General features: G+C 67.9%; 26 protein-coding genes, 1 tRNA gene and 1 pseudogene. 10 read left to right on the plus strand and 18 right to left on the minus strand.

Translation table 11 applies throughout. The features are described from left to right. Window positions 1-14 precede the first annotated feature (14 nt). Both QM806_RS13950 and QM806_RS41680 read left to right on the plus strand, forming a co-directional pair. Entirely contained in the window at window positions 15-1664 is a 1650-nt protein-coding gene (locus QM806_RS13950; RefSeq protein ID WP_283291797.1) for a class I adenylate-forming enzyme family protein, read from the plus strand. A 186-nt stretch (window positions 1665-1850) separates the two neighbouring features. Next, a pseudogene (locus tag QM806_RS41680) lies at window positions 1851-2430 on the plus strand (antibiotic biosynthesis monooxygenase family protein). On the opposite strand, the gene QM806_RS13955 reads toward QM806_RS41680, so the two are convergent. Continuing rightward, window positions 2399-3223, minus strand: a complete 825-nt coding sequence (locus QM806_RS13955) for an enoyl-CoA hydratase/isomerase family protein (protein ID WP_005569548.1) — start codon at window positions 3221-3223, stop codon at window positions 2399-2401. The pseudogene QM806_RS41680 and the gene QM806_RS13955 overlap by 32 nt on opposite strands. Before the next feature lie 270 nt (window positions 3224-3493). On the opposite strand from QM806_RS13955, the gene QM806_RS13960 reads away from it, so the two are divergent. Continuing rightward, window positions 3494-4456: an NAD(P)H-dependent flavin oxidoreductase gene (locus QM806_RS13960; RefSeq protein ID WP_283291799.1), complete on the plus strand. Its 963-nt coding sequence runs from the start codon at window positions 3494-3496 to the stop codon at window positions 4454-4456. Here QM806_RS13960 and QM806_RS13965 read toward each other — a convergent pair. Genes QM806_RS13965 through QM806_RS13985 form a run of 5 tightly spaced genes read right to left on the minus strand, consistent with a single transcriptional unit; the run spans window position 4438 to window position 9643 of the window. Beyond that, a complete protein-coding gene (locus QM806_RS13965; protein WP_182624560.1) occupies window positions 4438-5322 on the minus strand; it encodes a LysR family transcriptional regulator in 885 nt (294 codons plus the stop codon). The two genes, QM806_RS13960 and QM806_RS13965, sit on opposite strands and share 19 nt — an antisense overlap. Window positions 5323-5334: 12 nt before the next feature. After that, window positions 5335-6213 carry a LysR family transcriptional regulator gene (locus QM806_RS13970; protein ID WP_144288048.1) on the minus strand — a complete coding sequence of 293 codons (879 nt, stop codon included), beginning with the start codon at window positions 6211-6213 and terminating at the stop codon, window positions 5335-5337. A gap of 47 nt (window positions 6214-6260) precedes the next feature. Next, entirely contained in the window at window positions 6261-7022 is a 762-nt protein-coding gene (locus QM806_RS13975; protein WP_283291804.1) for a crotonase/enoyl-CoA hydratase family protein, read from the minus strand. A gap of 12 nt (window positions 7023-7034) precedes the next feature. Next, entirely contained in the window at window positions 7035-8078 is a 1044-nt protein-coding gene (locus QM806_RS13980; RefSeq protein ID WP_210460552.1) for an MBL fold metallo-hydrolase, read from the minus strand. Next, a complete protein-coding gene (locus QM806_RS13985) occupies window positions 8075-9643 on the minus strand; it encodes a long-chain-fatty-acid--CoA ligase (protein ID WP_283291807.1) in 1569 nt (522 codons plus the stop codon). Before QM806_RS13985 ends, QM806_RS13980 begins: the two co-directional genes overlap by 4 nt. A gap of 167 nt (window positions 9644-9810) precedes the next feature. On the opposite strand from QM806_RS13985, the gene QM806_RS13990 reads away from it, so the two are divergent. Further along, window positions 9811-10176: an ArsR/SmtB family transcription factor gene (locus QM806_RS13990; RefSeq protein WP_005254240.1), complete on the plus strand. Its 366-nt coding sequence runs from the start codon at window positions 9811-9813 to the stop codon at window positions 10174-10176. Continuing rightward, entirely contained in the window at window positions 10173-11381 is a 1209-nt protein-coding gene (locus QM806_RS13995; RefSeq protein WP_005573581.1) for a CaiB/BaiF CoA transferase family protein, read from the plus strand. The genes QM806_RS13990 and QM806_RS13995 overlap by 4 nt, the downstream gene beginning before the upstream one ends. Before the next feature lie 54 nt (window positions 11382-11435). Here the strand turns inward: QM806_RS13995 and QM806_RS14000 are convergent, their stop codons facing one another. The 8 genes from QM806_RS14000 to QM806_RS14035 all read right to left on the minus strand — a co-directional run bounded on the left by QM806_RS14000 (window position 11436) and on the right by QM806_RS14035 (window position 17627). Then, on the minus strand, window positions 11436-11864 hold the full coding sequence (locus QM806_RS14000; RefSeq protein ID WP_005251571.1) for a hypothetical protein: 429 nt from the start codon (window positions 11862-11864) through the stop codon (window positions 11436-11438). 191 nt (window positions 11865-12055) lie between these two features. Continuing rightward, on the minus strand, window positions 12056-12658 hold the full coding sequence (locus QM806_RS14005; protein ID WP_283291809.1) for a DUF8020 domain-containing protein: 603 nt from the start codon (window positions 12656-12658) through the stop codon (window positions 12056-12058). Between the two features lie 180 nt (window positions 12659-12838). Then, window positions 12839-13909, minus strand: a complete 1071-nt coding sequence (locus QM806_RS14010; RefSeq protein WP_005573583.1) for a methyltransferase domain-containing protein — start codon at window positions 13907-13909, stop codon at window positions 12839-12841. Window positions 13910-13960: 51 nt separating this feature from the next. Next, window positions 13961-14755 carry an energy-coupling factor ABC transporter ATP-binding protein gene (locus QM806_RS14015; protein ID WP_054245482.1) on the minus strand — a complete coding sequence of 265 codons (795 nt, stop codon included), beginning with the start codon at window positions 14753-14755 and terminating at the stop codon, window positions 13961-13963. Continuing rightward, the gene (gene cbiQ, locus QM806_RS14020; RefSeq protein WP_182624564.1) at window positions 14752-15516 is read right to left on the minus strand and encodes a cobalt ECF transporter T component CbiQ; all 765 of its coding nucleotides are present in this window, start codon (window positions 15514-15516) and stop codon (window positions 14752-14754) included. Before cbiQ ends, QM806_RS14015 begins: the two co-directional genes overlap by 4 nt. A gap of 2 nt (window positions 15517-15518) precedes the next feature. Continuing rightward, on the minus strand, window positions 15519-15881 hold the full coding sequence (locus QM806_RS14025; RefSeq protein WP_005573586.1) for a PDGLE domain-containing protein: 363 nt from the start codon (window positions 15879-15881) through the stop codon (window positions 15519-15521). Next, window positions 15878-16573, minus strand: coding sequence for an energy-coupling factor ABC transporter permease (locus QM806_RS14030; protein ID WP_283291946.1), 696 nt, complete (start codon window positions 16571-16573; stop codon window positions 15878-15880). Before QM806_RS14030 ends, QM806_RS14025 begins: the two co-directional genes overlap by 4 nt. Window positions 16574-16700: 127 nt before the next feature. Then, window positions 16701-17627, minus strand: a complete 927-nt coding sequence (locus tag QM806_RS14035; RefSeq protein WP_269591286.1) for a DNA-3-methyladenine glycosylase family protein — start codon at window positions 17625-17627, stop codon at window positions 16701-16703. A gap of 72 nt (window positions 17628-17699) precedes the next feature. Here QM806_RS14035 and QM806_RS14040 point away from each other — a divergent pair, with 72 nt between their 5' ends. Together QM806_RS14040 and QM806_RS14045 are read left to right on the plus strand one after the other, a co-directional pair. Continuing rightward, window positions 17700-18227 carry a ribonuclease H family protein gene (locus QM806_RS14040; protein WP_005573589.1) on the plus strand — a complete coding sequence of 176 codons (528 nt, stop codon included), beginning with the start codon at window positions 17700-17702 and terminating at the stop codon, window positions 18225-18227. Window positions 18228-18291: 64 nt separating this feature from the next. Further along, window positions 18292-19167: an amidohydrolase family protein gene (locus QM806_RS14045; protein ID WP_005251588.1), complete on the plus strand. Its 876-nt coding sequence runs from the start codon at window positions 18292-18294 to the stop codon at window positions 19165-19167. A gap of 42 nt (window positions 19168-19209) precedes the next feature. Here the strand turns inward: QM806_RS14045 and QM806_RS14050 are convergent, their stop codons facing one another. Both QM806_RS14050 and QM806_RS14055 read right to left on the minus strand, forming a co-directional pair. Continuing rightward, the gene (locus tag QM806_RS14050) at window positions 19210-19653 is read right to left on the minus strand and encodes a VOC family protein (protein WP_005573590.1); all 444 of its coding nucleotides are present in this window, start codon (window positions 19651-19653) and stop codon (window positions 19210-19212) included. A 410-nt stretch (window positions 19654-20063) separates the two neighbouring features. Next, window positions 20064-20136, minus strand: a tRNA-Arg gene (locus tag QM806_RS14055). Window positions 20137-20207: 71 nt separating this feature from the next. Here QM806_RS14055 and QM806_RS14060 point away from each other — a divergent pair. After that, the gene (locus QM806_RS14060; RefSeq protein ID WP_005573591.1) at window positions 20208-20978 is read left to right on the plus strand and encodes a dienelactone hydrolase family protein; all 771 of its coding nucleotides are present in this window, start codon (window positions 20208-20210) and stop codon (window positions 20976-20978) included. On the opposite strand, the gene QM806_RS14065 is transcribed toward QM806_RS14060, so the two are convergent. After that, the gene (locus QM806_RS14065) at window positions 20979-21236 is read right to left on the minus strand and encodes a hypothetical protein (RefSeq protein ID WP_005573592.1); all 258 of its coding nucleotides are present in this window, start codon (window positions 21234-21236) and stop codon (window positions 20979-20981) included. A 176-nt stretch (window positions 21237-21412) separates the two neighbouring features. On the opposite strand from QM806_RS14065, the gene cycA reads away from it, so the two are divergent. After that, window positions 21413-22891, plus strand: coding sequence for a D-serine/D-alanine/glycine transporter (gene cycA / locus QM806_RS14070; RefSeq protein WP_065492133.1), 1479 nt, complete (start codon window positions 21413-21415; stop codon window positions 22889-22891). Between the two features lie 113 nt (window positions 22892-23004). After that, the gene (locus QM806_RS14075) at window positions 23005-23793 is read left to right on the plus strand and encodes a M23 family metallopeptidase (RefSeq protein ID WP_182624568.1); all 789 of its coding nucleotides are present in this window, start codon (window positions 23005-23007) and stop codon (window positions 23791-23793) included. A gap of 4 nt (window positions 23794-23797) precedes the next feature. On the opposite strand, the gene QM806_RS14080 is transcribed toward QM806_RS14075, so the two are convergent. Further along, window positions 23798-24058 carry a hypothetical protein gene (locus QM806_RS14080; RefSeq protein ID WP_005251602.1) on the minus strand — a complete coding sequence of 87 codons (261 nt, stop codon included), beginning with the start codon at window positions 24056-24058 and terminating at the stop codon, window positions 23798-23800. Between the last annotated feature and the right edge of the window lie 37 nt (window positions 24059-24095).

A 24095-nucleotide genomic window follows, 5' to 3' on the forward strand; every position in this document is an offset into this window, starting at 1 on the left:
GTAAGGGACCGAACGTGAATTCTGCTGCACCGGTACTGCATTACCCCGACCTGACGTTGGCGGCGTTCCCGTCCGGCATGGCGGACCTGTACGGAGACAAGGCCGCGGTGGTCGACGGCGACACGGTGTGCACCTACCGCGAACTCGACCAGCGGTCGGGCGCGTTCGCCGCCGCCCTGCGGGACGCGGGGGTGACCGAGCGTGACGTGGTGCTCCTGCATCTCGGCAACTGCATCGAATTCGTCGTGGCCTACTACGGCGCACTGCGGGCCGGCGCGACCGTCACCCTGGTCAACCCGCTGCAGCCCGGCCCCGGCCTGCGCTCGCAGATCGTCGACACGGCGGCGGTCGCCGCCGTCACCCAGCCCGCACAACTGGACACCCTCACCGAGGCGGCGAGCGGCACCACCGTCCGCACCATCGTGGTGGCCGGACTCCCCGCGGGTGTCGGTCGCGGTCAGTTCGGGTTCGAGGAGTTCGTCCGCGGGTACGCCACCGCACCGTTCACCCCGAAGGTGTTCGGGGACGACGTCGCCCACCTCGCCTACACGGGCGGCACCACCGGGTTGTCCAAAGGTGTCCGGGTGCTGCACCGCAACGTCCTCGCCAACGTGACCCAGATGATCGCCTGGCGGGCGGGCCACGAGGTTCGCGCCACCGCCGACGGCGGGATCGAACTGCGACCCGTCGAGAGTCTCGGGGACCGCGGTGTGATGCCCGGCGCCGGAGCGACCGTCGTCGTGTCGCCGCTGTTCCACGCCCACGCGCTGATCAACATGTCGTTCCTGCTGCTGTGCGGGGCGACGCAGGTGTTCGCCGGACGGTTCGAGCCGGGCCGCATGCTGGAGTTGATCGAGACGCACCGCTCCACGTACATCACCGGCAGTCCGGCGATGTGGCATGCCGTCGCCACCCACCCCGACGCCGCCGTTCGCGACACCGACTCGGTGCGGGTCGTGTCGTCGGGTGCGGCGCCGATCGATCATGTGACCCTCGAGGCGCTGGGTCGGGCGTTCCCGTCGGCGAGCGTGGTCGAGGGGTACGGGCTGACCGAGGGCACCTGCCTGGTCGCCTCCGCGCCGTTGACCGGTTCCGTCGCGTACAAGCTCGGCAGCGTGGGGCTGCCGGTATTCGACACGGAGGTGCAGATCCGTGCCCAGGACGACTCCGGTGCCGTACTGGAGGCCGGCACCCGCGGCAAGCTGTGGGTCCGCGGCCCGCAGGTCACGGACGGCTACCTGAACCATCCGGAGATCACGGCGCAGCAGTACGTCGACGGCTGGCTCGACACCGGCGACATCGCCTACCTGGACGAGGACGGGTACCTGTTCATCTGCGACCGCACCAAGGACATGCTGATCTACAAGGGCTACAACGTGTATCCGCGTGAGCTCGAGGAGATTCTGGTCTCGCACCCGGACGTGTCCTCGGCTGCCGTCGTCGGCAGGGAGGCCGGCAGCGTCGGCCAGGAGCCGGTGGCGTTCGTGGTGCCGATGCCGGACGTGACGATCGATCCGGATGCGGTGTCCGCGTTCGTCGCCGAGCGGGTGCTGCCGTACAAGAAGGTACGCGACGTCGTGGTGGTCGAGCAGCTGCCGACGTCGGCGGCCGGGAAGATCCTCAAGACGAAGCTGCGCGAGCAACTCGCCGCCGCGACGACCTAGCGTTCTCCTCCCGCTGGGTGGAAGCAACTCTGTGGGGCGCTCGCGCGTGGTGGCAGCAGAGTCTCCTCGCACGCCACGATGCACAGGTGCTCAACTGGTGGGCCGACGCCGACGAGTTCCTCACCACCCGGCGTCGCACCGTCTCCTGCTCGCCCGCGGACGTGGCGGCGATGACCGATGTTCAAGGTGACCAAGCTCGTTCACCTCGTCGCCGACGCGGATGTCACAGCCGGTGCGGCGTTGGCCGGTCGGCTGCACGAGGTCGCTGCCCCCAGCGCTCGGCACGTTCTCGTGACACCGACCCAGCCCGGCGGAATCAACGGGGGAGACGTGATCGCGCACCTCCACTTCGACGACGAATCCCACTGGCGCGCTGTCGAACCAGACATCACGGCACCGCTGTGCGCGCCCGAGATCCGGCACATCGACAGCGTCGGCTACACGGGCGCGCCCACTCCCGGCCCAGGTCGTTTCGAACCGACCGTCTACCGGACGCTGTTCGTCTCAGTGGACGATTCGGTCGACCCGGCGGTGGTGGAGCGGTTCGAATCCGAGACGCGGACGATGCCGACCCACGTCTGGGAGCAGGAGTACGCGAACCTGGACGGGCTGCTCGGGCCGTATATGACCCACCCTTATCACTGCGCACATAGATCGGTGGTTCGGTCCCGAACGCGGGCCGCGGATCGTCACTCGGCTGTGCCACAGCTTCTGTGCGATCGACGGCCCGACGATCACGGTTGCTGCACCTGCCACTCCCCGCTGAACGCAGGGGGACGCTTCTCGATGAATGCGCGTAGTGCGGCCGGAGCGTCGGTCGCAAAGTTGACCGCTTGCGAACGCGCCTCGTTCTCGAGTGCGTCCCGCAGCGACGACGTCGTGCCGTCCTCGATCAGTCGCGTCGACTGCATGACGGCTACCGTCGGTGCCGCCGCGAGACGGGTCGCGAACCGGGCGACCGTGGCGTCCAATTCGTCCGGCTCGACGAGCTCGCTGACCAGTCCCAGCGCATCCGCCTGCTCGGCGTCGATCATCTCGGCGAGCATGACCAGACGTTTCGCGCGGTGTAGTCCCACCATGCGCGGCAGGAGCCACGAGCCGCCGAAATCCACCGACAGGCCGCGCTTGGCGAAGATCTGGCTGAACTGCGCGTCGCGCGAGGTGATGAGCAGGTCGCACAGCAGCGCCAGGTTCCAGCCGGCTCCCACGGCGTAGCCGCGAACCTTCGCGATCAGTGGCTTGGGGAACTCGGCGACTGCCAGTGCCGTCGCATTGATCTGACGCATGCGGTTCAGCGGGTGCATGGGTGTGCGCTTGTCGAGGTCTGCGCCGGTGCAGAAGTCGCTGCCTGCGCCGGTGAGGACCACGACGCGGGTGGCGTCGTCGAGGGCGAGTTCGCCGAGCGCCTCGCGCAACGCGATCCACGAGTCGAGGGTCATGGCGTTGCGCCGTGTGGGCCGGTTCAGGGTGATCGTCGCGACCGCGCCGTCCCGGCTGATCAGAACGTCGCGTTCGGCGGATTCGGTGCCCGTGTTCGAGGTGACGGTTTCGATGCTCATACGCGGCTCCAGACGTCGGCGCGGTTCTCGGCGCACGCCGGAGTGGTCGACGCCGTGCCGCCCAGCCAGTCGATCACCGGGGACGCTCCGCCGCAATGTCGTTCTGGGATACACCGGATGAGGTCAAACCTATGGTTACCGCCGAGCGTCATAGGTTCCGATTAACCGGACCATCGGCGATGTATCTTTGTCCACGCCCGGACTGCGTGCTGAACTGGTCGGTACCTGAAAGTGCTTGCATCAGAAGACTCCCCCTCATCAGGAGAACCGATGTCTCTACCCTCCGTGCTGTCCGATCGCCTGCGCCTGCCGGCTGTGGCCTCCCCGATGTTCATCGTCTCGGGTCCCGACCTGGTGATCGCCCAGTCGACGTCGGGCATCGTCGGATCGTTCCCCTCCCTGAACGCCCGCCCGCAGCCGGTGTTGCGGGAATGGCTCACCCGCATCACCGAAGCCCTCGCCAAGCACGACGCCAACAACCCCGAGACCCCGTCCGCGCCGTACGCGGTCAACCTGAACGTCCACCAGAGCAACGACCGTCTCGACGAGGACCTCGCCACCATCGTCGAGTTCCAGGTCCCGATCGTCATCACGTCCCTCGGCGCCCGCGCCGACGTCAACGAGGCCATCCACAGCTACGGCGGCATCGTCCTCCACGACGTCATCAACAACACGTTCGCGAAGAAGGCCGTGGAGAAGGGCGCCGACGGCCTCATCGCCGTCGCGGCCGGTGCCGGCGGACACGCGGGCACCCTGTCACTCTTCGCGTTGATCCAGGAGATCCGCGAATGGTTCGACGGGCCGGTCCTGTTGTCGGGCTCCATCGCCCACGGCCGCTCGGTCCTCGCCGCGCAGGCCGCAGGCGCCGACCTCGCCTACATCGGCTCCGCGTTCATCGCCACCGCAGAGGCCAACGCGGACCAGGGCTACAAGCAGATGATCGTCGACTCCACCGCGTCCGACATCGTCTACTCCAACCTGTTCACCGGCGTGCACGGCAACTACCTGCGCGGCAGCATCGAGGCCGCCGGACTCGACCCGAACGACCTCGCCCACTCCGACCCGTCCGCCATGAGCTTCCGCGGCGGAACCGCCAAAACGAAGGCATGGCGCGACATCTGGGGGTCCGGACAGGGGATCGGCACCGTGCGCTCCGTGCAACCGACGGCGCAACTCGTCGACCGGCTCGTCTCCGAGTACGCCGCGGCAAAAAGCTACCTGCTCGCGCTGTAACCTTCCGCCCGCACGAGTTCGACGAACGCGTGCCCGACCGGGGAGAGCATGTCGGGATCGAATGCGAGCCCGAAGGTGCGGGCGATCGTCGGCTCCGCGCGGCGGACCACCGCACGGTCCTGGGCCGCCTCCGCGATCGACCGTTCCAGCAGGGTTCCGCCGATTCCCGCGAGCACCAGGGGAAGTCGCGCCTCGCGGTGATCGGACAGCGCCGCGAGGGTCGGGCGTGCCCCGGCGTGACGGATCGATTCCTCGATCTCGTTGGCGACGGAGTGGCCGCGGGGGACGAAGACCATCGGGATGTCGGGGAGTGCGGCGAGCGGAACGGGACCGTCCGGCACGTCGGTGCCCGGCGGGTACACGAGCCAGTACTCCTGTTCGCCGAGTTCGACGACGTCCAGGCGGGCGTCGTCGAGCGGGAGGTGCGCCACCACGAATTCGCAGTGGCCGTCCTCGATCAGCGACCCGGCCTGCGCCTCGTCTTTCAATTCACCCAACCGGACCATCACCTTCGGGTGGGTCCGCCGGAATTCGGTGACGAGGTCGACGAGGGGCCCGATCGCCAACGCCGGAAACGCCATGATGTCCAGTCGGCCGGCGAGTGCCCCGTCGGAGGTGGCGAGGAGGTCCTCGACGGCGGTGACGTCGCGCAGGATCTGCCTGCTCGGCCCGACCATGCTGCGCCCTGCGGCGCTGAGCACCATGCCCCGGCCGATGCGGTGGAACAGTTGCACACCTAGTTCCCGCTCGAGCCCGCGCAGCGCCTGCGAGATGGTGGGCTGTGCGACGCCGAGCGACGCGGCGGCCCCGTTGATGCCTTCGTGTTCCACGACGGCGAGAAAGTACTCGACCTGGCGCAACTCCATGTGCTCAGTTCCTCACTCGGGTGCCGGTGTTCGGGTGGACTGCGCGATCGCGACGAACGCCGAGGCCGCGGGTGATCCCGGCCCGGACCGCTGCACGAGGCCGACGGGGCGGGTCAGCTTCGGCGTCATCGACCGGATCGAGACCCCGCGCAACTGTTCCTCGGCGACCAGGCGGGGGAGGACGGTGGCTCCCGCGCCGCGCATCACCAGCTCCCACGTGGCGCCCGGGTGTGTGCAGTCGATGACGACGTTCGCGGGCTCGCCGACGAGATCGGAGATCAGCGCCGCGTCGCTCTTGTCCCCGAGATCCTGAACGAGCGGAATGTCGCGGACGGCCGAGCGGGGCACCGGATCGGGAAGGGTCTCGGCGAGGGCGCCGGGCAGGGCGAGTACCAGCTCCTGGTCGCCGATGGGGACCGAGCGCAGCGCACTGTGGTCGACGGACAGGTCGATCACCCCGAGCTCGGCCTCGCCGCGGCGCAAGGCGCCGAGGACGCCGGTGGGGCCGTCGGCGTCGATGATGCGGACCGTCACGCGGGGGTACTGCTCACGGAACCGGCGCACCAGGTCGACGATCGGATCGATCGAGAACGCCGCGTAGGTGACGACGTCGACGCGGCCGGACACGAGTTCGCGCACGGCGGCGACCTTGGCCTTGGCCCGCTCGACGTCGGCGAGGATGCGCCGGGCGGCGACGTCGAGGGTGCGGCCGTCCTCGGTCAGCTCGAGACGCCGCCCGGTGCGGTCGAACAGGGTGACACCGAGGCGGCGTTCGAGAGTGCGGATCGCCTGCGAAAGCGACGGTTGCGAGATGTAGAGGGACTGTGCGGCCCTGGTGATCCCGCCGTGATCGACTACCGCGACGAAGTAGGTGACGAGATGCAGGTCCACGCGGTCATCGTACGGAAGCCGTGATGCGGGCTGCGCCGATCATGCGGCTAGCGGCCACGCCACACCGGCGGGCGCTTCTCCGCGAAGGCGCGCGCACCCTCCTGGGCGTCCTCGGAAGCGAACACCGGATCGAGAAAGCGGCGTTGCCCTATGAACGAGTCGGGATCGGTGTAGTTGGCGGACATCGCGATGACCTGCTTGGTGGCGCGCACCGCGAGGGGACCGTTGGCGGCGACCCGTGACGCCAGTTCGCGGGCGGTGCCGAGGGCCTGCCCGGGCTCGGTGAGCCGGTTGACCAGTCCGTGCGCGTGCGCCACGTCGGCGGTGAGGGGATCGCCGGTGATCGCCATCTCCATCGCGATCGGGTACGGCAGCACCTTCGGCAGTCGCAGCAGACCGCCTGCGGCGGCGGCGAGCCCGCGCTTGACCTCGGGGATGCCGAACTTGGCGTCGCGGGCGGCCACGATCAGATCGGCCGACAGCGCCAATTCGCAGCCGCCGGCCAGCGCCCAGCCCTCCACCGCGGCGATCAGCGGCTTGGTCGGCGGGGCCTCCGTGATGCCGCCGAAGCCACGGCCGGGCAGCGACGGCCGCTCCCCGCGGGTGAACGCCTTCAGATCCATGCCCGCGCAGAACGTTCCCCCGGCGCCGGTCAGGATCGCGATCGTCAGGTCGGGCCGCGCCTCGAACTCGTCGATCGCGGCGGCAAGCGCCTTGGCGACCTCGAAGTCGACGGCGTTCTTCGCCTCCGGCCGGTTCAGGGTGATGACGGCGACGCCATCGGAGAATTCGGTGAGAACCACGCTCATGGGGTGTGTTCCTTACGGTGTCGGGGTCCAGCGTTCGGGGTGCCCGCCGAGTGAGCGGATGCTCCCGCGGTCGGCCAGAACGAGCAGGTGGGCATGGGTTTCGCGGACCGCGAGGCGGAGCAGGCGGTCGGACATGGATTCGAACGGCCGCGACCACGAGATGTGTTGCGAGATCTCCCACGCCGTCGATTCGGGGTGCACGCCCAGAGTGTGGACGATCTCGGCGAAGCGTTCCTCGTGATGACCCATCAGTTGCCGGGCACGGTCGGCGATCCCCCGGAAGCGGTACTCGTGGGCCGGCAGCACTTCGCCGTCGGGCATGGAGGTGGTGGCGTGCAGCGACAGCAGGTAACGGTGCAGTGGGTTCTCCAGCTCGCCGGGGACCGTCGAGATGTTGGGACTGATGCGGGGCAACATGTGGTCGCCGCTGAACATCAATCCGTGGGTGTCGTCGACGAAGGTCAGATGACCGGGAGTGTGCCCCGGGGTCCAGACCGCCCGCAGATCCCAGCCGGGCAGGTCCAGGGGAGTCCCGTCACCGAGCACGATGTCCATGGATTCGCCTGCCCCCAGCCGAACGAGATCGACGCGGGCGGCCGCGAGGATGTCGGTGGGCGCCCCGAGTTGGGCGAGCTGGGTGTTCCACAGTTGTTCGTCGGCGGTGGTGTCCTCCGGCGAATGGTGGCCGAGCAGTGCGGCATCCGCGCTGTGCATCGCGAGCGCGGCCCCGCTGACCTCCCGCAGCCGGGGCGCAAGACCGAAGTGGTCGGGATGCAGGTGGGTGACGGCGGCGTACCGGACGTCGGTGACGTGGTGCCCCGTCTGGGCGATGCCGTCGACGAGGGCTCGCCACGACTCCTCGGAATCCCAGCCCGCGTCGATCAGGGCGAGGCCGTCGGGCAGCGCGAGCGCGTAGATCAGGACGTAGCGCAACGGGTTTCGCGGCATCGGCACCGGGATCGACCACAATCCGGGGCGTACCTGCTCGACCGGCGGCAGGACGCCGAGGGCCCACGCCTCGCGCTGGACGGTACCGACGTCTTCGGTGACGATCACGACGGCACCTCCGTGGCGCGGAGCCCCTCGCGCAGGGTGCGTTTGAGGATCTTGCCGCTCGCTCCTCGCGGAAGTTCGGCGACGTAGACGATCTCCCGCGGCTTCTTGTACGACGCGAGCCGGGCGGCGGTGAACGCGATCAGGTCCTGCTCGTCCGGTTGGTTCGACGGATCGACGAGCCGGACGACCGCCGTCACGGACTCACCCCACGTCCGGTGCGGCACGCCGACCACCGCCACCTCGGCCACCGCCGGATGCTCGGCGAGCACCGATTCGACCTCGATCGGGTACACGTTCTCGCCTCCCGTGATGATCATGTCCTTCACCCGGTCGGTGACGAACAGGTAGCCCTCCCCGTCGATGTGCCCGGCGTCGCCGGTGCGCAGGAAACCGTCGGGGGTGAGCAGTTGCGCGGTCTCGTCCGGCCGCCGCCAGTAGCCCGCGACGTTGTTGCGTGAGCGGCACACGATCTCCCCGGACACGCCCACCGGAAGCCGGGCGCCGGTCACCACGTCCCGGATCTCGACCTCGACACCGGGCATGGGCTTGCCGGCGGAACGCAGCAGGTGCGCACGGAGTCCGGACGGGTCATGGTCCTCTACAGCGAGGGCGGTGACCGAGCCTGTCGTCTCGGTCATGCCGTAGCGCTGCACGAATCCACAGCCGAGGCGATCGATCGCCCGCCGGAGCAGAGTGGTGGTGATCGGCGCCGAACCGTAGGCGACCAGTTCGAGGCTCGACACGTCGTAGCGGTCGAGGTCGGGCACGTCGAGGAGCATCTGAATGGTCGACGGAACCAGGAAGGCGTGGGTGATCCGATGCCGTTCGATGAGTTCGGCGACCCGCCGGGCGTCGAACGCGCCGAGCAGCACCACGTGGACGCCCGCCGACAGACACGTGCTCAACCAGCCGGCACCCGCGATGTGGAACAGCGGCATGGCGTCGAGCGCCACCGAGCCGGGCTTCCAGCGGTAGATCAGCAGGCCCTCCGGCTCGTTGTGCAGGTTGCGATGCGTCGCCACCACGCCCTTCGGGAAACCCGTCGTGCCCGATGTGTAGAGCTGCAGCACCTCGGCGTCGGGGTCGTCCCCGAGACCCGGATCGGTGGCGGTGCCCGAAGTGACCAGCCGGTCCCACGTCCAGGTGCCGCGCGGAAGAACGTCGCCGTCGGCCGCGTCGACGACCACCACGACCACACTCGGGAGCGCGCCGCGAACGGCGTCCGCGGCGGCAGCGAATTCGGATTCGACGATCAGCACCTGGAGCTCGGCATCGACCGCGATCGCGGCTGCCTCGGCCGCCGGGAGTCGCCAGTTGAGCGGGACGAACACCAGCCCCGACTTGGCGGCGGCCACGAACGCCTCGACACCCTCGGTGCGCATCCGGAGCAGTGCCCCGACCCGGCCGCCGTCGGAGGTCAACGCCGACAGCGCGGTTGCGATCCGATTGGTCCGCCAGTCGAGCTCCGCGTACGTCAGCGTGGTGTCACCGCACGTCACTGCCGGTGCTCCGGGCCGCTCTGCGGCATGGTGCCGCACACGCTGGGGTAGATGCAGACCGCTCACATCACGCTCCTCGATGACTCGTCGACGCCGCCGGGAACCGGGTGACGCGTGCTGCCAGTCGACCACCCGCGTGAGTGCGGAAACAAAGTCACAGAGCCGAACGGACAGTGAGGAATCGCCTATGGATGCCCGACCGAGTGGCCTCGCGGCGTTTGTAGACTGGCGTGATGGCCGCCACCCCCGCCCTGAACCCCGAGGATGTTCAGCGTGCTGCGGCGGCACTGCACACCCCCGACATCGACGGCTGGGCCAACCGGTTCGAACTGCTGTCGGACGGCAACCGCCTCCGACTGCTGCTGTGTCTGCACCACGCCCCCGACATCTGCGTCGGCGACCTGGCCGCGGCACTCGACATGACCGGCACCGCCGTTTCGCACGCTCTGCGACTGCTCCGCAACCAGGGGTGGGTGTCGGCGACGCGGGACGGTCGCTCGATGCGGTACCGGCTCACCGACGACACCGTGCACGAACTGCTGCACACGATCGGGGCCACGCACTACCACAATCACACGGGGGCCGAAGAGAAAAGGTGAATCCCGACATGGAGAACGACCCCGGACTGCTGCCGCTCGACGGCATCACCGTCGTGGCACTCGAGCAGGCCGTGGCCGCCCCGCTCGCCACCCGCCATCTCGCGGACATGGGCGCGCGGGTCATCAAGATCGAGCGCGTCGGCGAGGGCGACTTCGCCCGCAACTACGACGACGCGGTGTTCGGGCAGGCGTCGCATTTCGTGTGGCTGAATCGGTCGAAGGAATCGCTCGGCGTCGACCTGAAGTCCGAGGTGGGCCGGGACACCGTCGCGAAGCTGATCGCGAAGGCCGACGTCTTCATCCAGAATCTCGCCCCCGATGCCGCCGACCGGCTGGGGTTCGGCGCCGACGAGTTGCGCGCCGAGCACGAGGAACTGATCGTCGTGAACATGTCCGGCTACGGGTCGGCGGGGCCGCGGCGCGAACGCAAGGCGTACGACATGCTGGTCCAGGCCGAAACGGGGATGATCTCGGTGACCGGCACCCCCGACACCGCGACCAAGACGGGTGTCCCGGTGTCCGACATCGCGGCGGGAATGTATGCGATGACGTCCGTCCTCGGCGCCCTGTTCCGGCGGTCGCGCACCGGAGTGGGGGCGCGGATCGACGTGTCGATGTTCGACGCGACCGCGGAGTGGCTGGGCCACCCGATGTACATGAAGATGTACGCCGACAAGCAGATCCCGCGTGTCGGGCTCGGTCATGCGGCGATCGTCCCGTACGACTCGTACCCGACCCTCGACGGACAGATCCTCATCGGTGTCCAGAACGACCGCGGGTGGCGGCAACTGGTGACCGACGTGTTCAAGCGACCAGAACTCGCCGACCATCCCCGGTTCGCGACCAATATGCTGCGTGTGCAGCACCGCGCCGAGGTGGACGCCCTCGTCGCCGAGGAGACTCAACGGTTCACGAGCGCGGCTCTCGACCAGGCGCTCGCGGACTCCGGGATCCCGGCGGCGGAGCTCAACGACATGGGCGGGTTGATCGACCATCCGCAGCTGGATCAGCGCGACCGCTGGCGTGACATCGGAACCGAGGCCGGGCCGATCAGGGCGATGCTGCCCCCGATGACGTTTTCCGACGTGGAGATGCGGATGGGTGACGTGCCCGCGCTCGGCGCGCACACCGATCGGATCCTCGGTGAACTGGGCTGGTCGGCGGAAGATATCGCGACGATGCGTGACCAGGGCGTCGTCGGCTGACGACGCGCCGCAGCCCCGGCCCGAGTGAGGCCGGGGCTGCAGCTCGCTCTTCGCTCAGGGTGTGGCGAAGAACTGCTCTACGGCCGGCTGTGCGTTGGGATTACCCACACCGATGCCGATGACGGCGCCGGCGATGGTGCCGACCACTGCGCCGACGATGCAGCCGGCGATGAAGTTGGGGAAGATCGACACGCACCCGATGGCCATGCCCACGTTGGAACCGATCGCCATGCCCTGCAGGCCCGCGTTGTTCCAACCGGTATTGATCTCGTTGGTCATCTTGTCGAAGGCGTCCTGTTTCACTTCGTTCTCCGGGAAGAACTGTTCGGCCACCTGGCTGCTGCCGCCGTCGGCCGCAGGAGTCATCAGCGGCTGTGACCAGTCGATTCCCTGAGGTGCGGGATCGGCATACGCAGTGCCCGCCCCGACGGCCATCGCGGAGACGACGAATATGGACAATGCCAGAGTTTTCAAGAGTTTCATGGAAATTCCCACCATGTCGTAGGACGAACACGGCCCCCACCTGAGTGCACCGAACATCGTTGTGCGTGGACCATATTCGCTGGAAAACCGGAACGGCTACATGCATATGTGGGTGCGCGGTGATGCTCCCCGTGTGCGAACTAACCCATAGCCCTCCCGAAATCGTCTTCGGAGTCGGACGGAAAGCCCCGCTACGGGGTTCCGAGGAATTCGTAAACCGCTGGTGGCGCAGCGGGGTTCGCGTTGCTGATACCCGTGACGGCGCCGATCGCTGCGCCTACCGCGGCACCGGGGAGGCACCCGCCGAGGATGAGGAAGATGCACCCGACGACGAATCCGATGCCTGCGCCGATCGCGGTCGCGGTCCCGCCGCCGTTGTTCCAACCGATCTGCAGCTGCTCGACCATGTTGTTGTACGCCGAATCCCTGTCGACCGGGGTGAGGGCGAGGGTTCCCGCGACAGGGGTCGTCGTGGGTGTCAGGTTCAGGAACCGGCCGGCGTCGGTGATGAGCGGATCGATCGCGAACTGCACACCGGCGATCGAATAGCGCAGGGGGATCGTGCCCGCCGGGGTGCCCGAATCGTTGACGATGTCGACGGCGGCGGCCGTCCGCGACAGGGTGAAGTGCCCGGCGTCGAGTGCCGTACCGACCGATCGGCCGTCGGCGCTCAGGCTGGTGTGCGAGATGACGGCCTGGTCGGCGGGAGTGGGGGCGGCATACGCGGTACCCATTCCGACACACAGGGTGGCGATCAGCAGCGCTGCCGGTGCTGTCACTCTATGCAGTTTCATGGTGTTTCCCATGCGTAGTAGCGGATGACAAACGACAAATCTGGTTCGACCTGGCGCTTCACTTGCCCCGACCGGCGAAAGCGTCCGTAACCTGCCTACTGCAGACATCTTCCCCCTTCGGATGCCTCAGTTTTCGGCCTTTCCGCAAAATACGTGCGTATCGGGGTGGCGGTGCAGGGATTACACCGTGAGCCGGTAGAACCGGAAGAACCCGAAATCCTCGATGGGAAGGATGTCCATGGTGCCGAAACCGGCCGCCTCGGCGTAGCTGCGCAATGTGCTCGGGCGCATGACCGTTCCGGTGCCCGCGCTGGGTGTGTGGTTCATGCCGTCGGGAAGACACACGGTGAGGCTGAATCCGTACATCAGCCGCTCGACGTCGCTTCCCGGCGCGGAGAACTCGTCGTCCACCGCCTCGTCCATCACGATCATCGCGCCACCGGGAACCAGGGCCTTCCGAACCGCGGACAGTACATCGACGGGCGCCGGCATGTCGTGGATGCATTCGAACGCGAACGCCGCGGTATAGGTGCTTTCGGGAATTCCCGCCGCATCCGATTCGGTGATCGTGATCCGATCGGCGACATCCGGCCGCTCGCGCACGTTGGACCTCGCGAGTTCGACGGTCGCGGTGTCGATGTCGTAGCCGTGGAGTCTGGCGTCCGGGTAGGCGCGCGCGAGTGCGATCGTGGACCACGCGCCGCCGCATCCGATGTCGGCGATGGCGGCGCCGGGCGTCCGCAGCAATGCGTCGACCTCGGGAACCGATGCCAGCGCACCGGGAAGAACCTGCTCGTACCACGGCCGATTCATGTCGGCCTGCGACTCACGGGCATCCGTGCCGTACTGCGCCCATCCCACACCGCCGCCCGTGCGGTACGCCTCCAGCAACGCGGGCATCTGCGTGGTCGCGGCGACGAAGATCCGCGCCAGCGGTGCAAGATAGTTGAGACTCTGCTCGTCGGTGAGCACTTCGGCGGCGCCGGCCGGAAGCGTGAACGTCCGCGGCTCCGAGTCGTCGACCGTGAGAAGTCCCGACACGGCCTGCTGTTCGAGCCACTCCCGCGCGTACCGCGGGTGGGTGGAGGTGCGTTCCGCCAGTTGGTCCGCGGTTGCCGGACCTTCCGACGCGAGACTGCGGTACCAGCCGAGCCGGTCACCCAGATGGACGGCGAGGAGGTCGATCGCCCCGAGCGATGCGTCGAAAATGCGCTGGGACACGGCCCCGGCGTCGGCTTCGGGTATGGACATCGCGGACCTCCGGTAGGAGTGCGGGGCGAAGCTTCGTCTCCCCATCGTGAGCTACCCGATCGGCGGTGTCACGGATCGTTCGCCGGGCGAATGAGGGTCGGTCGCGGGAAGCCGGAAACCCCAGGGCAACTCGAGGCGATGCTCGGCGAGCAGCGCGGGGTCGCCGAGCAGTTCCAGGATCGGACCGTCGGCCACCAGGTGTCCCTCGTCGAGGATCACGGCGCGCGTGCACAACTGGGCGGCGTACGGCAGGTCGTGCGTGACGAGCAGGTGCGTGGTGTCGATACCCAGGAGGACGTCGGCCAGTTCGCGTCGGGCGACGGGGTCGAGATTGCTCGACGGCTCGTCCAGCACGAGGACGTCCGGGGCGCATGCGAGAACGGTCGCCAGCGCGACGCGGCGGCGCTGCCCCACCGACAGGTGCGCGGGATTGCGATCGGAATGTGCCGTCATGTCGACGGCCGCCAGCGCGTCGTGCACCCGCTCGTCGAGTGCGGTCCCGGTGATCCCGAAATTGACCGGACCGAACGCGACGTCCTGTGCGACGGTGGGCATGAACAACTGGTCGTCGGGGTCCTGGAACACGATGCCGACACGGCGCCGGACCTCCCGTACCGTGTCCCGGGACGCCCCCCGCGACAGCTCCAGCCCGCCCACGGTGACCCTGCCCTCGGTGGCCGTCAGAATGCCGTTGAGGTGCAACATCAGTGTGGTCTTCCCGGCCCCGTTCGGGCCGAGAACGGCCACCCTCTCACCGGGTTGCACCGTGAGATCGATCCGGTGCAGCGCGGCCCTGCCGTCCGGATACGCGAACGAGACGCCCTCGAGATGCACGGCCGCGGTCATCGGAGCACCCACGCCGTGACACAGATCCCCACCGCGCACACGGCGGGCACGAGCCCCGCCCGCCACAGTGCAGCGGTCGCAGGCGGCGCCCCGACAGTGGGAACCGAACCGGTGAAACCCCGCGACAGCATGGCCAGGTGGACGCGCTCGCCGCGCTCGTAGGAACGCACGAACAATCCGCCGACGCCACGGGCGGTGGCACCGATCTGCCGGAACGTCCGCGGGTCGTCGCCGCGGGAGAGCCGGGCGGTGCGCATCCGCTCGACCTCGGCGGTGAGCAGATCGAGGTAGCGCAGCATCAGCACGACGATCGTGGTGAGCATCGCGGGCACGCGCAGCCGCGCCAACCCCAACGGCAGGTCCCGGGCCGGCGTCGTCGCGGCGAGTGTCAGCGAGACCAGGACGCCGAGAGTGCCCTTCACGAGAATGCCCCAGGCCGCGTAGAGGCCCGCGACCGACAGCGACAGTCCGAGGACGGTGACGCGTGCGCCGCCCTCGGCGAACGGCAGGAGAAGTGCGAGCGTCACAAACGGCAATTCGATCAGCATCCGCGGTCCGATCCATCTGATCGGAATGCCGGCGATCCGCCAGATCACGAGCAGGATCGCCAGATACCCGGCGAACGCCCAGAACGCCTCGCGTGGTGTCGCGACCACCGCGAAGACGAAGACGACTGCGCAGACGATCTCGACCTCGGCCGGCAGCCGGTGCAGGGGTGACGTGCCGTCGAGGTAGAGCGGATGGGCGTGACCGGCTCCCACGGTCAGGGGCTCGTTCGGTTCCGCCGCGCGCGGGCGAGCAGCCAGAACAGGCCACCGGCGACGACGAACGTCGCGGTGGCGCCGATCACGCCCGCGACACCCGTGAGATGCGACCGGCCGCCCACCGTGTAGTCGGCGAGCGGCGAGTCCGACAACGGATGAGCGGACGCGTTCCGGGCGATGCAGTCACCCACGAGCGTCTCCCCGGCATCGGTTTCCACGGTTTCGCACCCGCGAGTGGTCGCGGCGGCCAGACCGTCCGGACTCGAGCTGGCGAGATAGGAGACCGCGCCGGCGACGAGCAGCGCCACCAGCGCGAAACCGAGGAGGAATCGGCGCAGCGAGACCGGCGACGACGTGCTCATGCCCGCACCTCGACTCGTCGGGGTGCCGTCCGCAGCAGGTACACGAGGTCGGGGCGCGCCTTCGCGACGGCCATCACCGTGACGGCGGTGATGAGGCCTTCACCGATGCCGATCAGCACGTGCGCCCCGAGCATGTACGCCGCCACCGCGCCCAGTGAAGTCGAATCTCCGGACGTCGCATGACCGCCGATCGCGTACTCGAGGACGAAGCCCATCGACGCCGCCACCGTTCCGCACAGTGCCGCGGCGAACGCGAGCCCGCCGAGGACGCGGAGGCGCAGTCGCTGCTGTCGCACGACGAGCGGACGCAGGGCCACCGCGACGCCGTAGCCGACGACCACCCCGATGATCGCCATGTTGGTGATGTTCGCTCCCAGCGCTGTCAGCCCACCGTCGGCGAACAGCAGGGCCTGCACGATCAGCACGATCGAGACGCACAGCATCCCGGTGTAGGGGCCGACGAGGATGGCGGCGAGCGCGCCGCCGAGGAGGTGTCCGCTCACACCGGGAAGGATCGGGAAGTTGACCATCTGGACCGCGAAGATGAAGGCCGCCACGAGACCGGCCATCGGTGCGGTGCGTTCGTCGAGTTCCGAGCGCGCGCGCCACGCGGCGATCGACAGTCCCGCCACCGCGACGACGACGAACAGCAGTGAGGTCGGCGCATTGATCAGGCCGTCGCTCATGTGCATTGCCACAGGTTCCACGGCGACTCCTCCGGCCGGCAGCTGATCCTTCGAAGTCTAGTTTCTCGTATGAACACTTGAACAGGTGTTCATGGGTACGGGAAACGCGTGTGGGGTCTCCGCGAATGCCGGGTCAGTGCCAGGTGTGGTCGACGAGCGCCGTGCGGGGCCCGAACTTGGGTTTGACGGCCTGTCCGCTCACCTCCAACAGTCGCACGGCGCGATGGCGGTGCGGCTGAAGCGGGGCCAGGTACTCCACCATCTCGGCGTCGTCGAGGGGCTTGCCGAGCAGCGACCACCCCACCACCGCGGCCAGGTGATAATCGCCGACCGACAGGGCGTCGGGGTCGCCCAGCGCACGCTGCGACACCTCGGCCGCCGTCCAGATCCCGACGCCGGGAATGGACATCAGCCGGCGATTCGCTTCCTCGCGAGGGAGGTCGACGATCTTCTCGAGCCGGTCGGCGACCTGCGCGCAGCGGACGATCGTCCGGGACCGGCTGGGGTCGACGTTGGCCCGGTGGAATTCCCAGGACGGAACCCGCCGCCACACGTCCGCGGTCGGGGGCAGCCTCATCCCGTCCGGAGCGGGCCCGGGAGCGGGCCCACCGAACTTCCACACGAGGCGCCGCCACGACGCGAACGCGGCGATGCCGTGCACACGCTGCTCGAGGATCGCGGGCACGAGGGCCTCCATCACCCGGTCGGTGCGGCCGAGGCGCAGGTGCGGGAATCGGCGGTGGGCCTCGACGAGGATCGGATGGTCGGGGGCGAAGTCCGCGCAGTCGTCGTGGTCGCCGATGAGGCGGCCCAGTCCGGCGGACAACTCGTGGGCGCCCGCACCCCACGCCTGACAGCGCACCGAGTGGCGGTCGATCTGGGTGATGCGATAGGTGACCGGGCCCGACTTCTGCACCGACGTCCGCCAGATCGAGCCGTCGGCCGTCCGGCGGTGGCAGGGGTCGCCCTTGCCGCGTTGTAGAGGCTGCAACGACATGGCGACGTCCAGGGGGCGCCGCGCGGTCACGGTGGTCTCGACCACCTCCAGCGAAACCGTCATCGAATGCAGCGTATCCACTCCGAACGCGACCGCCACCGGCGGATGTCGGAGCGCGCACGTAAAGTCCCAGCCATGATCATCGTGAGTACCGACGGATCCTGCCTCCGCAACCCCGGTGGGGCGATCGGCTGGGCATGGGTCAATCACGAGGGTCCCAGCCAATCGGGTGGCGAACCCTCCGGGACAAATCAGATCGCCGAGCTGCGGGCTCTGCTCGAAGCGATCACCGCGCATCCCGGGGAAGATCCGCTGCTGATCGAGTCCGATTCCCAGTACGCCATCAAGTGCGCGTCGGAGTGGCTGCCCGGGTGGAAGCGCAAGGGCTGGAAGACGGCGGGTGGCGCTCCCGTCAAGAACCTCGCGCTGGTGCAGTCCATCGACCGCGCCATCAGCGAACGCCCCGGGCCCGTGCGTTTCCGCTGGGTTCGCGGCCACGTCGGCAACCACTACAACGAGATGGCCGACGTCCTCGCCGGCGAGGCGGCTCGTGCCGTCGCCTCCGGTGCACTCGCACCGGCGCCCGTCTCTGCCCCCGCGCCTACACCGGCAGCAGTCGCGCAATCCACCCCCGAGGCCGAGGACGCGTTCACGCTGTTCTGATTCGGCCCCCGTTCTGATCTGCCGGGGTTCTGCGTCCGGCACTGCGTCGAGGAGAAGAAGACCGTTGTCCGAGGATCTGCGGGTGCAGGAGTTCTGGCGTGCGCTGGGGCTGCCCGGCATCATCGACGTCCACACCCACTTCATGCCCGCGAATGTGATGGAGAAGGTGTGGGGCTACTTCGACGCAGTCGGTCCCCTCACCGGACGCGAGTGGCCCATCCACTACCGGCACGAAGAGGATGTCCGCGTCGAACACCTCCGTGGGTTCGGTGTCAGGCGGTTCACGTCGATGATCTACCCGCACAAGCCGGCGATGGCTGCGTGGCTGAACCAGTGGTCGGTCGAGTTCGCCGAACAGACCCCCGACTGTCTGCGGACGTCCACGTTCTACCCGGAGGAGTCCGCGGCCACCTATGTCGCCGAGGCGGTCGAGTCGGGCACGCGCGTCTTCAAGTCCCACATCCAGGTGGGCGACTACTCGCCGAACGATCCGCTCCTCGACCCCGTGTGGGGTGTACTGCAGGAGTCGGGTGTCCCGGTGGTCATTCATTGCGGGTCGGGGCCGGCGCCCGGCACCTACACGGGCCCCGGCCCGATCGCCGAGTTGCTGTCGCGATACCCGAGGCTGCACCTGATCATCGCCCACATGGGTCTGCCGGAGTACCGGGAATTCCTGGACTTGGCCGACCAATACGGCAACGTGTATCTCGACACCACGATGACGTTCACCGACTACACCGAAGCGGCCACACCGTTTCCACGCGACCAGGTGCACCGGCTGGCGGATCTGCAGGAACGCATCGTGTTCGGCAGCGACTTCCCCAACATCCCATATCCCTACCTCGACGCACTCGAGGGACTCACCCGATTCGACCTCGGCGAGCCGTGGCTGCGAGCGGTGTGCCACGACAATGCGGCGCGGCTCTTCGCGATCGACTGACGACCCGGTGTGGTGCCGCGTCGATCCGGTTCCGTGTCACCGTCATTCGCCGTCCGGCCAGTCACCACTGCTCTCGCCCGGGCGTAGGGTGCCGAACGTCCACTCGAAGCCCTCGAGGTCGAGGACCCGGCAGCGATAGTTGCCCCATTGGGTGTTCGCGGGTTCCCAGACCGAGGTGGCACCGGCCTCGACGGCGGTGGCGTAGACCTCGTCGACTTCGCTGTCGGTGCCGACGCTGAGATATGTGCCGTGCCCGACGGTCTCGCCCCGGAGCGCCGGCCGGTCGTAGTTGCCGTCGTCGCTGAAGACCATGATGGCGGCGTCGCCTCTCCGCAATTCGGAATGCATGATCCCGCCGTTGTCGTCCGGGAACTCGAGGGTGGTCTCGAACCCGAACGCGCGCTCGAGCCAGCGCAGAGCGGCCGGGGCGTCACGGTAGGCGAAGTAGGAGTGCAGGGCGGCCGGGCGGTTCTCGGTAGTGGTCATGGGGCGACGATACGAACGATCGAGGTCAGCCACGGTCCGCAATATCCGTATCCCCGGAATGTCGGCGCGGGCGCGGACCCCGCTGACCGAGCTACCGTGCGCTAGAAAGGATTCCACCAGTTGATGAACGCGATATAGAGATTGGTCGGGAAGAAGAACTCCCAGTCCAAACCCATGTACGGCAGGTCGGGCAGTATGCCGATCATGATCCCGTCCCGTTGTTCGTCAGGGCGGCCAACAGGTGCAGCAGGTTGGCAATCAGCGGCGGGAAGATATCGATGTCCACCCAGTTCATGAGACTCTCCTCGGGTCGTCCCGACCTGCCTGGCGTATCGCCTGCGGCGTGACCTGCGTTACCTCGTCCAAGATGCGGGAGCGGGGCGCAGTGAGGACTGCCGCAGGCAGGAGAGTGCCCTCGGCAGGATTCGAACCTGCGACCTACCCTTTAGGAGAGGGTTGCTCTATCCCCTGAGCTACGAAGGCGCGGTGCACGCGCGGGGCGCACACCGAGGTGAGTGTAGCGGGAATGGTGGTGCGCTCGCGATGGGGAGGGCATGGTTGTCGCAGATGTTCTGGAAGTGACGACGGAACGGGAGACGCACATGTCCGAGATCGACTTGACCGACCTCGCTGCGCGGCACGACGGTTCGCTGAACTTGCACGGTTATCTGGCGAGGCCGTCCGGTGAGGGTCCGTGGCCGGGTGTGGTGATGGTGCACGAGGCGTTCGGCTTGGACGACGTGATGCGCCGGCAGGCGGACCGGCTGGCGGCGGCGGGGTTTCTGACGGTTGCGCCGGATCTGTTCAGTGCGGGTGGTGCGCGACGCTGTCTGGTGTCGACGATGCGGGCGATGCTCTCGGGGAAGGGCCGGGCGTACGGCGACATCGAGGCTGCCCGTCAGTGGTTGTCCGGCTCGTCGGACTGCACGGGGAAGATCGGTGTCATCGGATTCTGCATGGGCGGCGGGTTCGCCCTGATGACCCTGCGCACGGGGTTCGATGCGGCGGCCCCGAACTACGGGGTCCTGCCGCGCGACCTCGACGCGGCCGTGGCGGGTGCGTGCCCGGTGGTCGCCAGTTACGGCGGCAAGGACTTCGCTCTGCGGAATGCGGCGGCCAAGTTGGAGGCGGCGCTGACGAAGGCCGGCGTGGCTCACGATGTGAAGGAGTACCCCACTGCCGGTCATACGTTCTTGAACGACGAACTGGCCGGACCTAAGGTGCTGCGTCCCCTGGCGAAGGTCACGGGGATGGTGCCCGACCCGGAAGCCGCCGCCGACGCGTGGAAGAGGATCGACGGCTTCTTCGGGGAGCACCTGGGTTGATCAGTGGATGTACTGGCGGGCGCTCGACGTGGCCTGCCGGTAGTCGAGTCCGCATGCCCGGACGACCTGCCCGAGACTGAGGTAGCCCTCGACGCTGGTGGCCTTCGCGAATTTGCCGTCGGCCCGCACCGTGACCGTGACGCTGGACGCGACCGAATCGACCCGTGCGAGTTCGTACTCGTCGACGCCGTCGGCGGCCTGAGCCACGCAGGTGACTGCGCCCTGGGCGTACGCGATCTCGATCAGGTCCTCGATCATGTGCAGGCTCCTCGCCTCGAAGTAACGAACTGAGGTTAGCCTTAGCTACTCGGTTTCTGTCAAGTCCCTCGATGCGGAACGCCGTCCTCGGCCGTGGTCCGCGAGTGGTCCCGGCGTAACGTGACCCACGCTTTCGGACGGTGACAGCAAGGACTGAGAAGGGTTGCAGGTGTTCCATGGCTGACCGCACTTCCTCGACGGGCTCGATCGGATCGGAACCGGGTGATGGCTCAGGGACGGGACCGGCCGGTGAGCCGCATCTCTCCAGGCAGCTCGCCAACCGGCACATCCAGCTGATCGCGATCGGCGGAGCAATCGGCACGGGTCTCTTCATGGGATCCGGGAAGACGATCTCGCTGGCCGGACCGTCGGTGATCTTCGTCTACATGATCATCGGCTTCATGCTGTTCTTCGTGATGCGGGCGATGGGCGAGCTGCTGCTCTCCAACCTGCATTACAAGTCGTTCTCCGACTTCACCGCCGACCTGCTCGGCCCCTGGGCCGGGTTCTTCACCGGGTGGACGTACTGGTTCTGCTGGATCGTCACCGGCATCGCCGACATCATCGCGATCTCCGGTTACGTGCAGTACTGGTGGCCCGACCTCCAGCTGTGGATCCCGGCGCTGATCGCCATCGCGGCGCTGCTGCTGCTGAACCTGCCGACCGTGCGGGCGTTCGGTGAGACCGAGTTCTGGTTCGCGCTGATCAAGATCATCGCCATCGTCAGCCTCATCGTTGTCGGACTCGTGATGGTGTTCACGCACTTCACGTCGCCCAACGGGTCCGAGGCCGGCTTCGACAACCTGTGGAACGACGGCGGCATGTTCCCGACCGGGGCGATGGGCTTCGTGGCCGGATTCCAGATCGCGGTCTTCGCGTTCGTCGGTATCGAGCTCGTCGGCACCACCGCGGCCGAGGCGAAGGACCCGGAGAAGAACCTGCCGAAGGCCATCAACTCCATCCCCATCCGCATCCTGCTGTTCTACGTGGTCTCGCTGATCGTGATCATCTCGGTCACGCCGTGGCGTGAGGTCGTCCCCGGCGAGAGCCCGTTCACGGCGATGTTCACCCTCGCCGGTCTGGGGATCGCAGCCGGAGTCATCCAGTTCGTGGTGCTGACGTCCGCGGCGTCCTCGGCGAACTCGGGAATCTATTCGACGTCCCGGATGGTCTACGGCCTCGCGCAGGAGGGTGACGCGCCGGGCCGGCTCGGCAGGCTCTCCTCCCGCAAGGTCCCGGCCAATGCGCTGATGTTCTCGTGCGCCTTCCTGCTGTCGGCGATCGCGCTGCTGTTCTCCGGCGACTCCGTCATCGAGGCGTTCACGACTGTGACGACAATCTCATCGGTGCTGTTCATGTTCGTCTGGACGATGATCCTGGCCAGCTACATCGTGTACCGGAAGCGTCGCCCCGAACTGCACGAGGCGTCGAAGTTCAAGATGCCCGGCGGTGTGGTGATGTGCTGGGTCGTCCTGGCGTTCTTCGTGTTCCTCATCTGGGCGCTGACCCAGGAGGCGGACACCCTCGAGGCTCTCCTCGTCACCCCGGTATGGTTCGTCGTGCTCGGGATCGCGTGGGCGGTGATTCGCCGGCGTGCCCCGCACCGCGCTCGCTACGCCGCATTCAAGGCCGAACTCGAGGACCGCCGAACATAAACGTTCGGTAACGGTGGCGCGGACCTATATCGTTTTGTTACATTCGTCGCCAGACAGAGGAGCCCACCCCGGACGGGGAGAGCTGCAATCCGACGACTGACGAGGTATTTACTGTGGGTTCCCACCACCGGGCAAACGGGTCTTCCGTTCGCTTCGAGATCGATCCGGACGCGGCGCGCGGACGCCATCGCAACCAGCAGACCGGAGCGGGTGTGGGCATCAAGGCCGCGACTGTTGCGGCCGCCACCGGAGCCATCGTGGTCGGCGCAGCCCAGCTGGGCGCCGGAAACGCTGCTGCCGCCCCCGTCGACTCCCACGAGACGAGCGGCGCGCAGACGCTGCCGGGTGTGCCGTTCGAGATCCCGGCCGGTGTCCTTCCCGCCGGCTTCGAACTGCCCGCAGACCTCGGTGCCGCCGCCCAGAACCTCGGCGGCCCGGACCTCGGCGCTCAGGCGCAGCAGTGGCTGTCCAACGTCAACCCGGTCAAGCCGCACGCGGTTCAGCCGGTGTCGGGCAAGCTGACCTCCAACTTCGGTTCCCGCTGGGGAGCGCACCACGGCGGCATCGACATCGCGGCACCCATCGGCACCTCGGTGCTCGCGGCGGCCGACGGCCAGGTCATCGATGCCGGCGCGGCGTCCGGTTTCGGACTGTGGGTGCGTCTGCTGCACGACGACGGAACCGTCACCGTCTACGGACACGTCAACGACTACACCGTGAGCGTGGGGCAGCGCGTCACCGCCGGGCAGGAAATCGCCCACGTCGGCAACCGCGGCCAGTCCACCGGACCGCACCTGCACTTCGAGGTACACGACGCGAACGGAAACAAGGTCGATCCGGGGCGCTGGCTGCAGGATCGCGGCGTGTCCGTCACCTGGGGCGACGCAGGCGCCAACGCGTAAGGGCCTATTCCGGCTCGAGGTCGTCGTCGTTGCGGAACACGAGTGGTCCGCTGTCGAGGGCGATCGCCCAGCGTCGTGAGACGGCCCAGTCCCGGCCGTACGAATCGTTGCTGATGTCCTGGACGCCGGCGAAATCGTCGACGATGACGCCGGCCTCCAGGGGCCACTTCTTCTCGGCCAGTTCGTGATCGGCCGAATGCCGCGTTTTCACGCGCGTGCCCACGGAGAACTCTGGTTTCTTCTTGGAGTCGGTATCAGGCGTCATCTCAAGTCCTTCCGCTCACCAGCGTCTGGTTCGAGGT

Source organism: Rhodococcus sp. IEGM 1351 (assembly GCF_030056875.1).
Taxonomy (GTDB): domain Bacteria; phylum Actinomycetota; class Actinomycetes; order Mycobacteriales; family Mycobacteriaceae; genus Rhodococcus_F; species Rhodococcus_F opacus.

Bases quoted from the DNA above. Each gene is read 5' to 3' on its own strand.
- QM806_RS13955 (WP_005569548.1), bottom strand. From the start codon at position 3,223: ATGAGCATCGAAACCGTCACCTCGAACACGGGCACCGAATCCGCCGAA.
- QM806_RS13960 (WP_283291799.1), top strand. From the start codon at position 3,494: ATGTCTCTACCCTCCGTGCTGTCCGATCGCCTGCGCCTGCCGGCTGTG.
- QM806_RS13965 (WP_182624560.1), bottom strand. From the start codon at position 5,322: ATGGAGTTGCGCCAGGTCGAGTACTTTCTCGCCGTCGTGGAACACGAA.
- QM806_RS13975 (WP_283291804.1), bottom strand. From the start codon at position 7,022: ATGAGCGTGGTTCTCACCGAATTCTCCGATGGCGTCGCCGTCATCACC.
- QM806_RS13990 (WP_005254240.1), top strand. From the start codon at position 9,811: ATGGCCGCCACCCCCGCCCTGAACCCCGAGGATGTTCAGCGTGCTGCG.
- QM806_RS14000 (WP_005251571.1), bottom strand. From the start codon at position 11,864: ATGAAACTCTTGAAAACTCTGGCATTGTCCATATTCGTCGTCTCCGCG.
- QM806_RS14005 (WP_283291809.1), bottom strand. From the start codon at position 12,658: ATGAAACTGCATAGAGTGACAGCACCGGCAGCGCTGCTGATCGCCACC.
- QM806_RS14010 (WP_005573583.1), bottom strand. From the start codon at position 13,909: ATGTCCATACCCGAAGCCGACGCCGGGGCCGTGTCCCAGCGCATTTTC.
- QM806_RS14015 (WP_054245482.1), bottom strand. From the start codon at position 14,755: ATGACCGCGGCCGTGCATCTCGAGGGCGTCTCGTTCGCGTATCCGGAC.
- QM806_RS14025 (WP_005573586.1), bottom strand. From the start codon at position 15,881: ATGAGCACGTCGTCGCCGGTCTCGCTGCGCCGATTCCTCCTCGGTTTC.
- QM806_RS14030 (WP_283291946.1), bottom strand. From the start codon at position 16,573: ATGCACATGAGCGACGGCCTGATCAATGCGCCGACCTCACTGCTGTTC.
- QM806_RS14035 (WP_269591286.1), bottom strand. From the start codon at position 17,627: ATGACGGTTTCGCTGGAGGTGGTCGAGACCACCGTGACCGCGCGGCGC.
- QM806_RS14040 (WP_005573589.1), top strand. From the start codon at position 17,700: ATGATCATCGTGAGTACCGACGGATCCTGCCTCCGCAACCCCGGTGGG.
- QM806_RS14050 (WP_005573590.1), bottom strand. From the start codon at position 19,653: ATGACCACTACCGAGAACCGCCCGGCCGCCCTGCACTCCTACTTCGCC.
- QM806_RS14060 (WP_005573591.1), top strand. From the start codon at position 20,208: ATGGTTGTCGCAGATGTTCTGGAAGTGACGACGGAACGGGAGACGCAC.
- QM806_RS14065 (WP_005573592.1), bottom strand. From the start codon at position 21,236: ATGATCGAGGACCTGATCGAGATCGCGTACGCCCAGGGCGCAGTCACC.
- cycA (WP_065492133.1), top strand. From the start codon at position 21,413: ATGGCTGACCGCACTTCCTCGACGGGCTCGATCGGATCGGAACCGGGT.
- QM806_RS14080 (WP_005251602.1), bottom strand. From the start codon at position 24,058: ATGACGCCTGATACCGACTCCAAGAAGAAACCAGAGTTCTCCGTGGGC.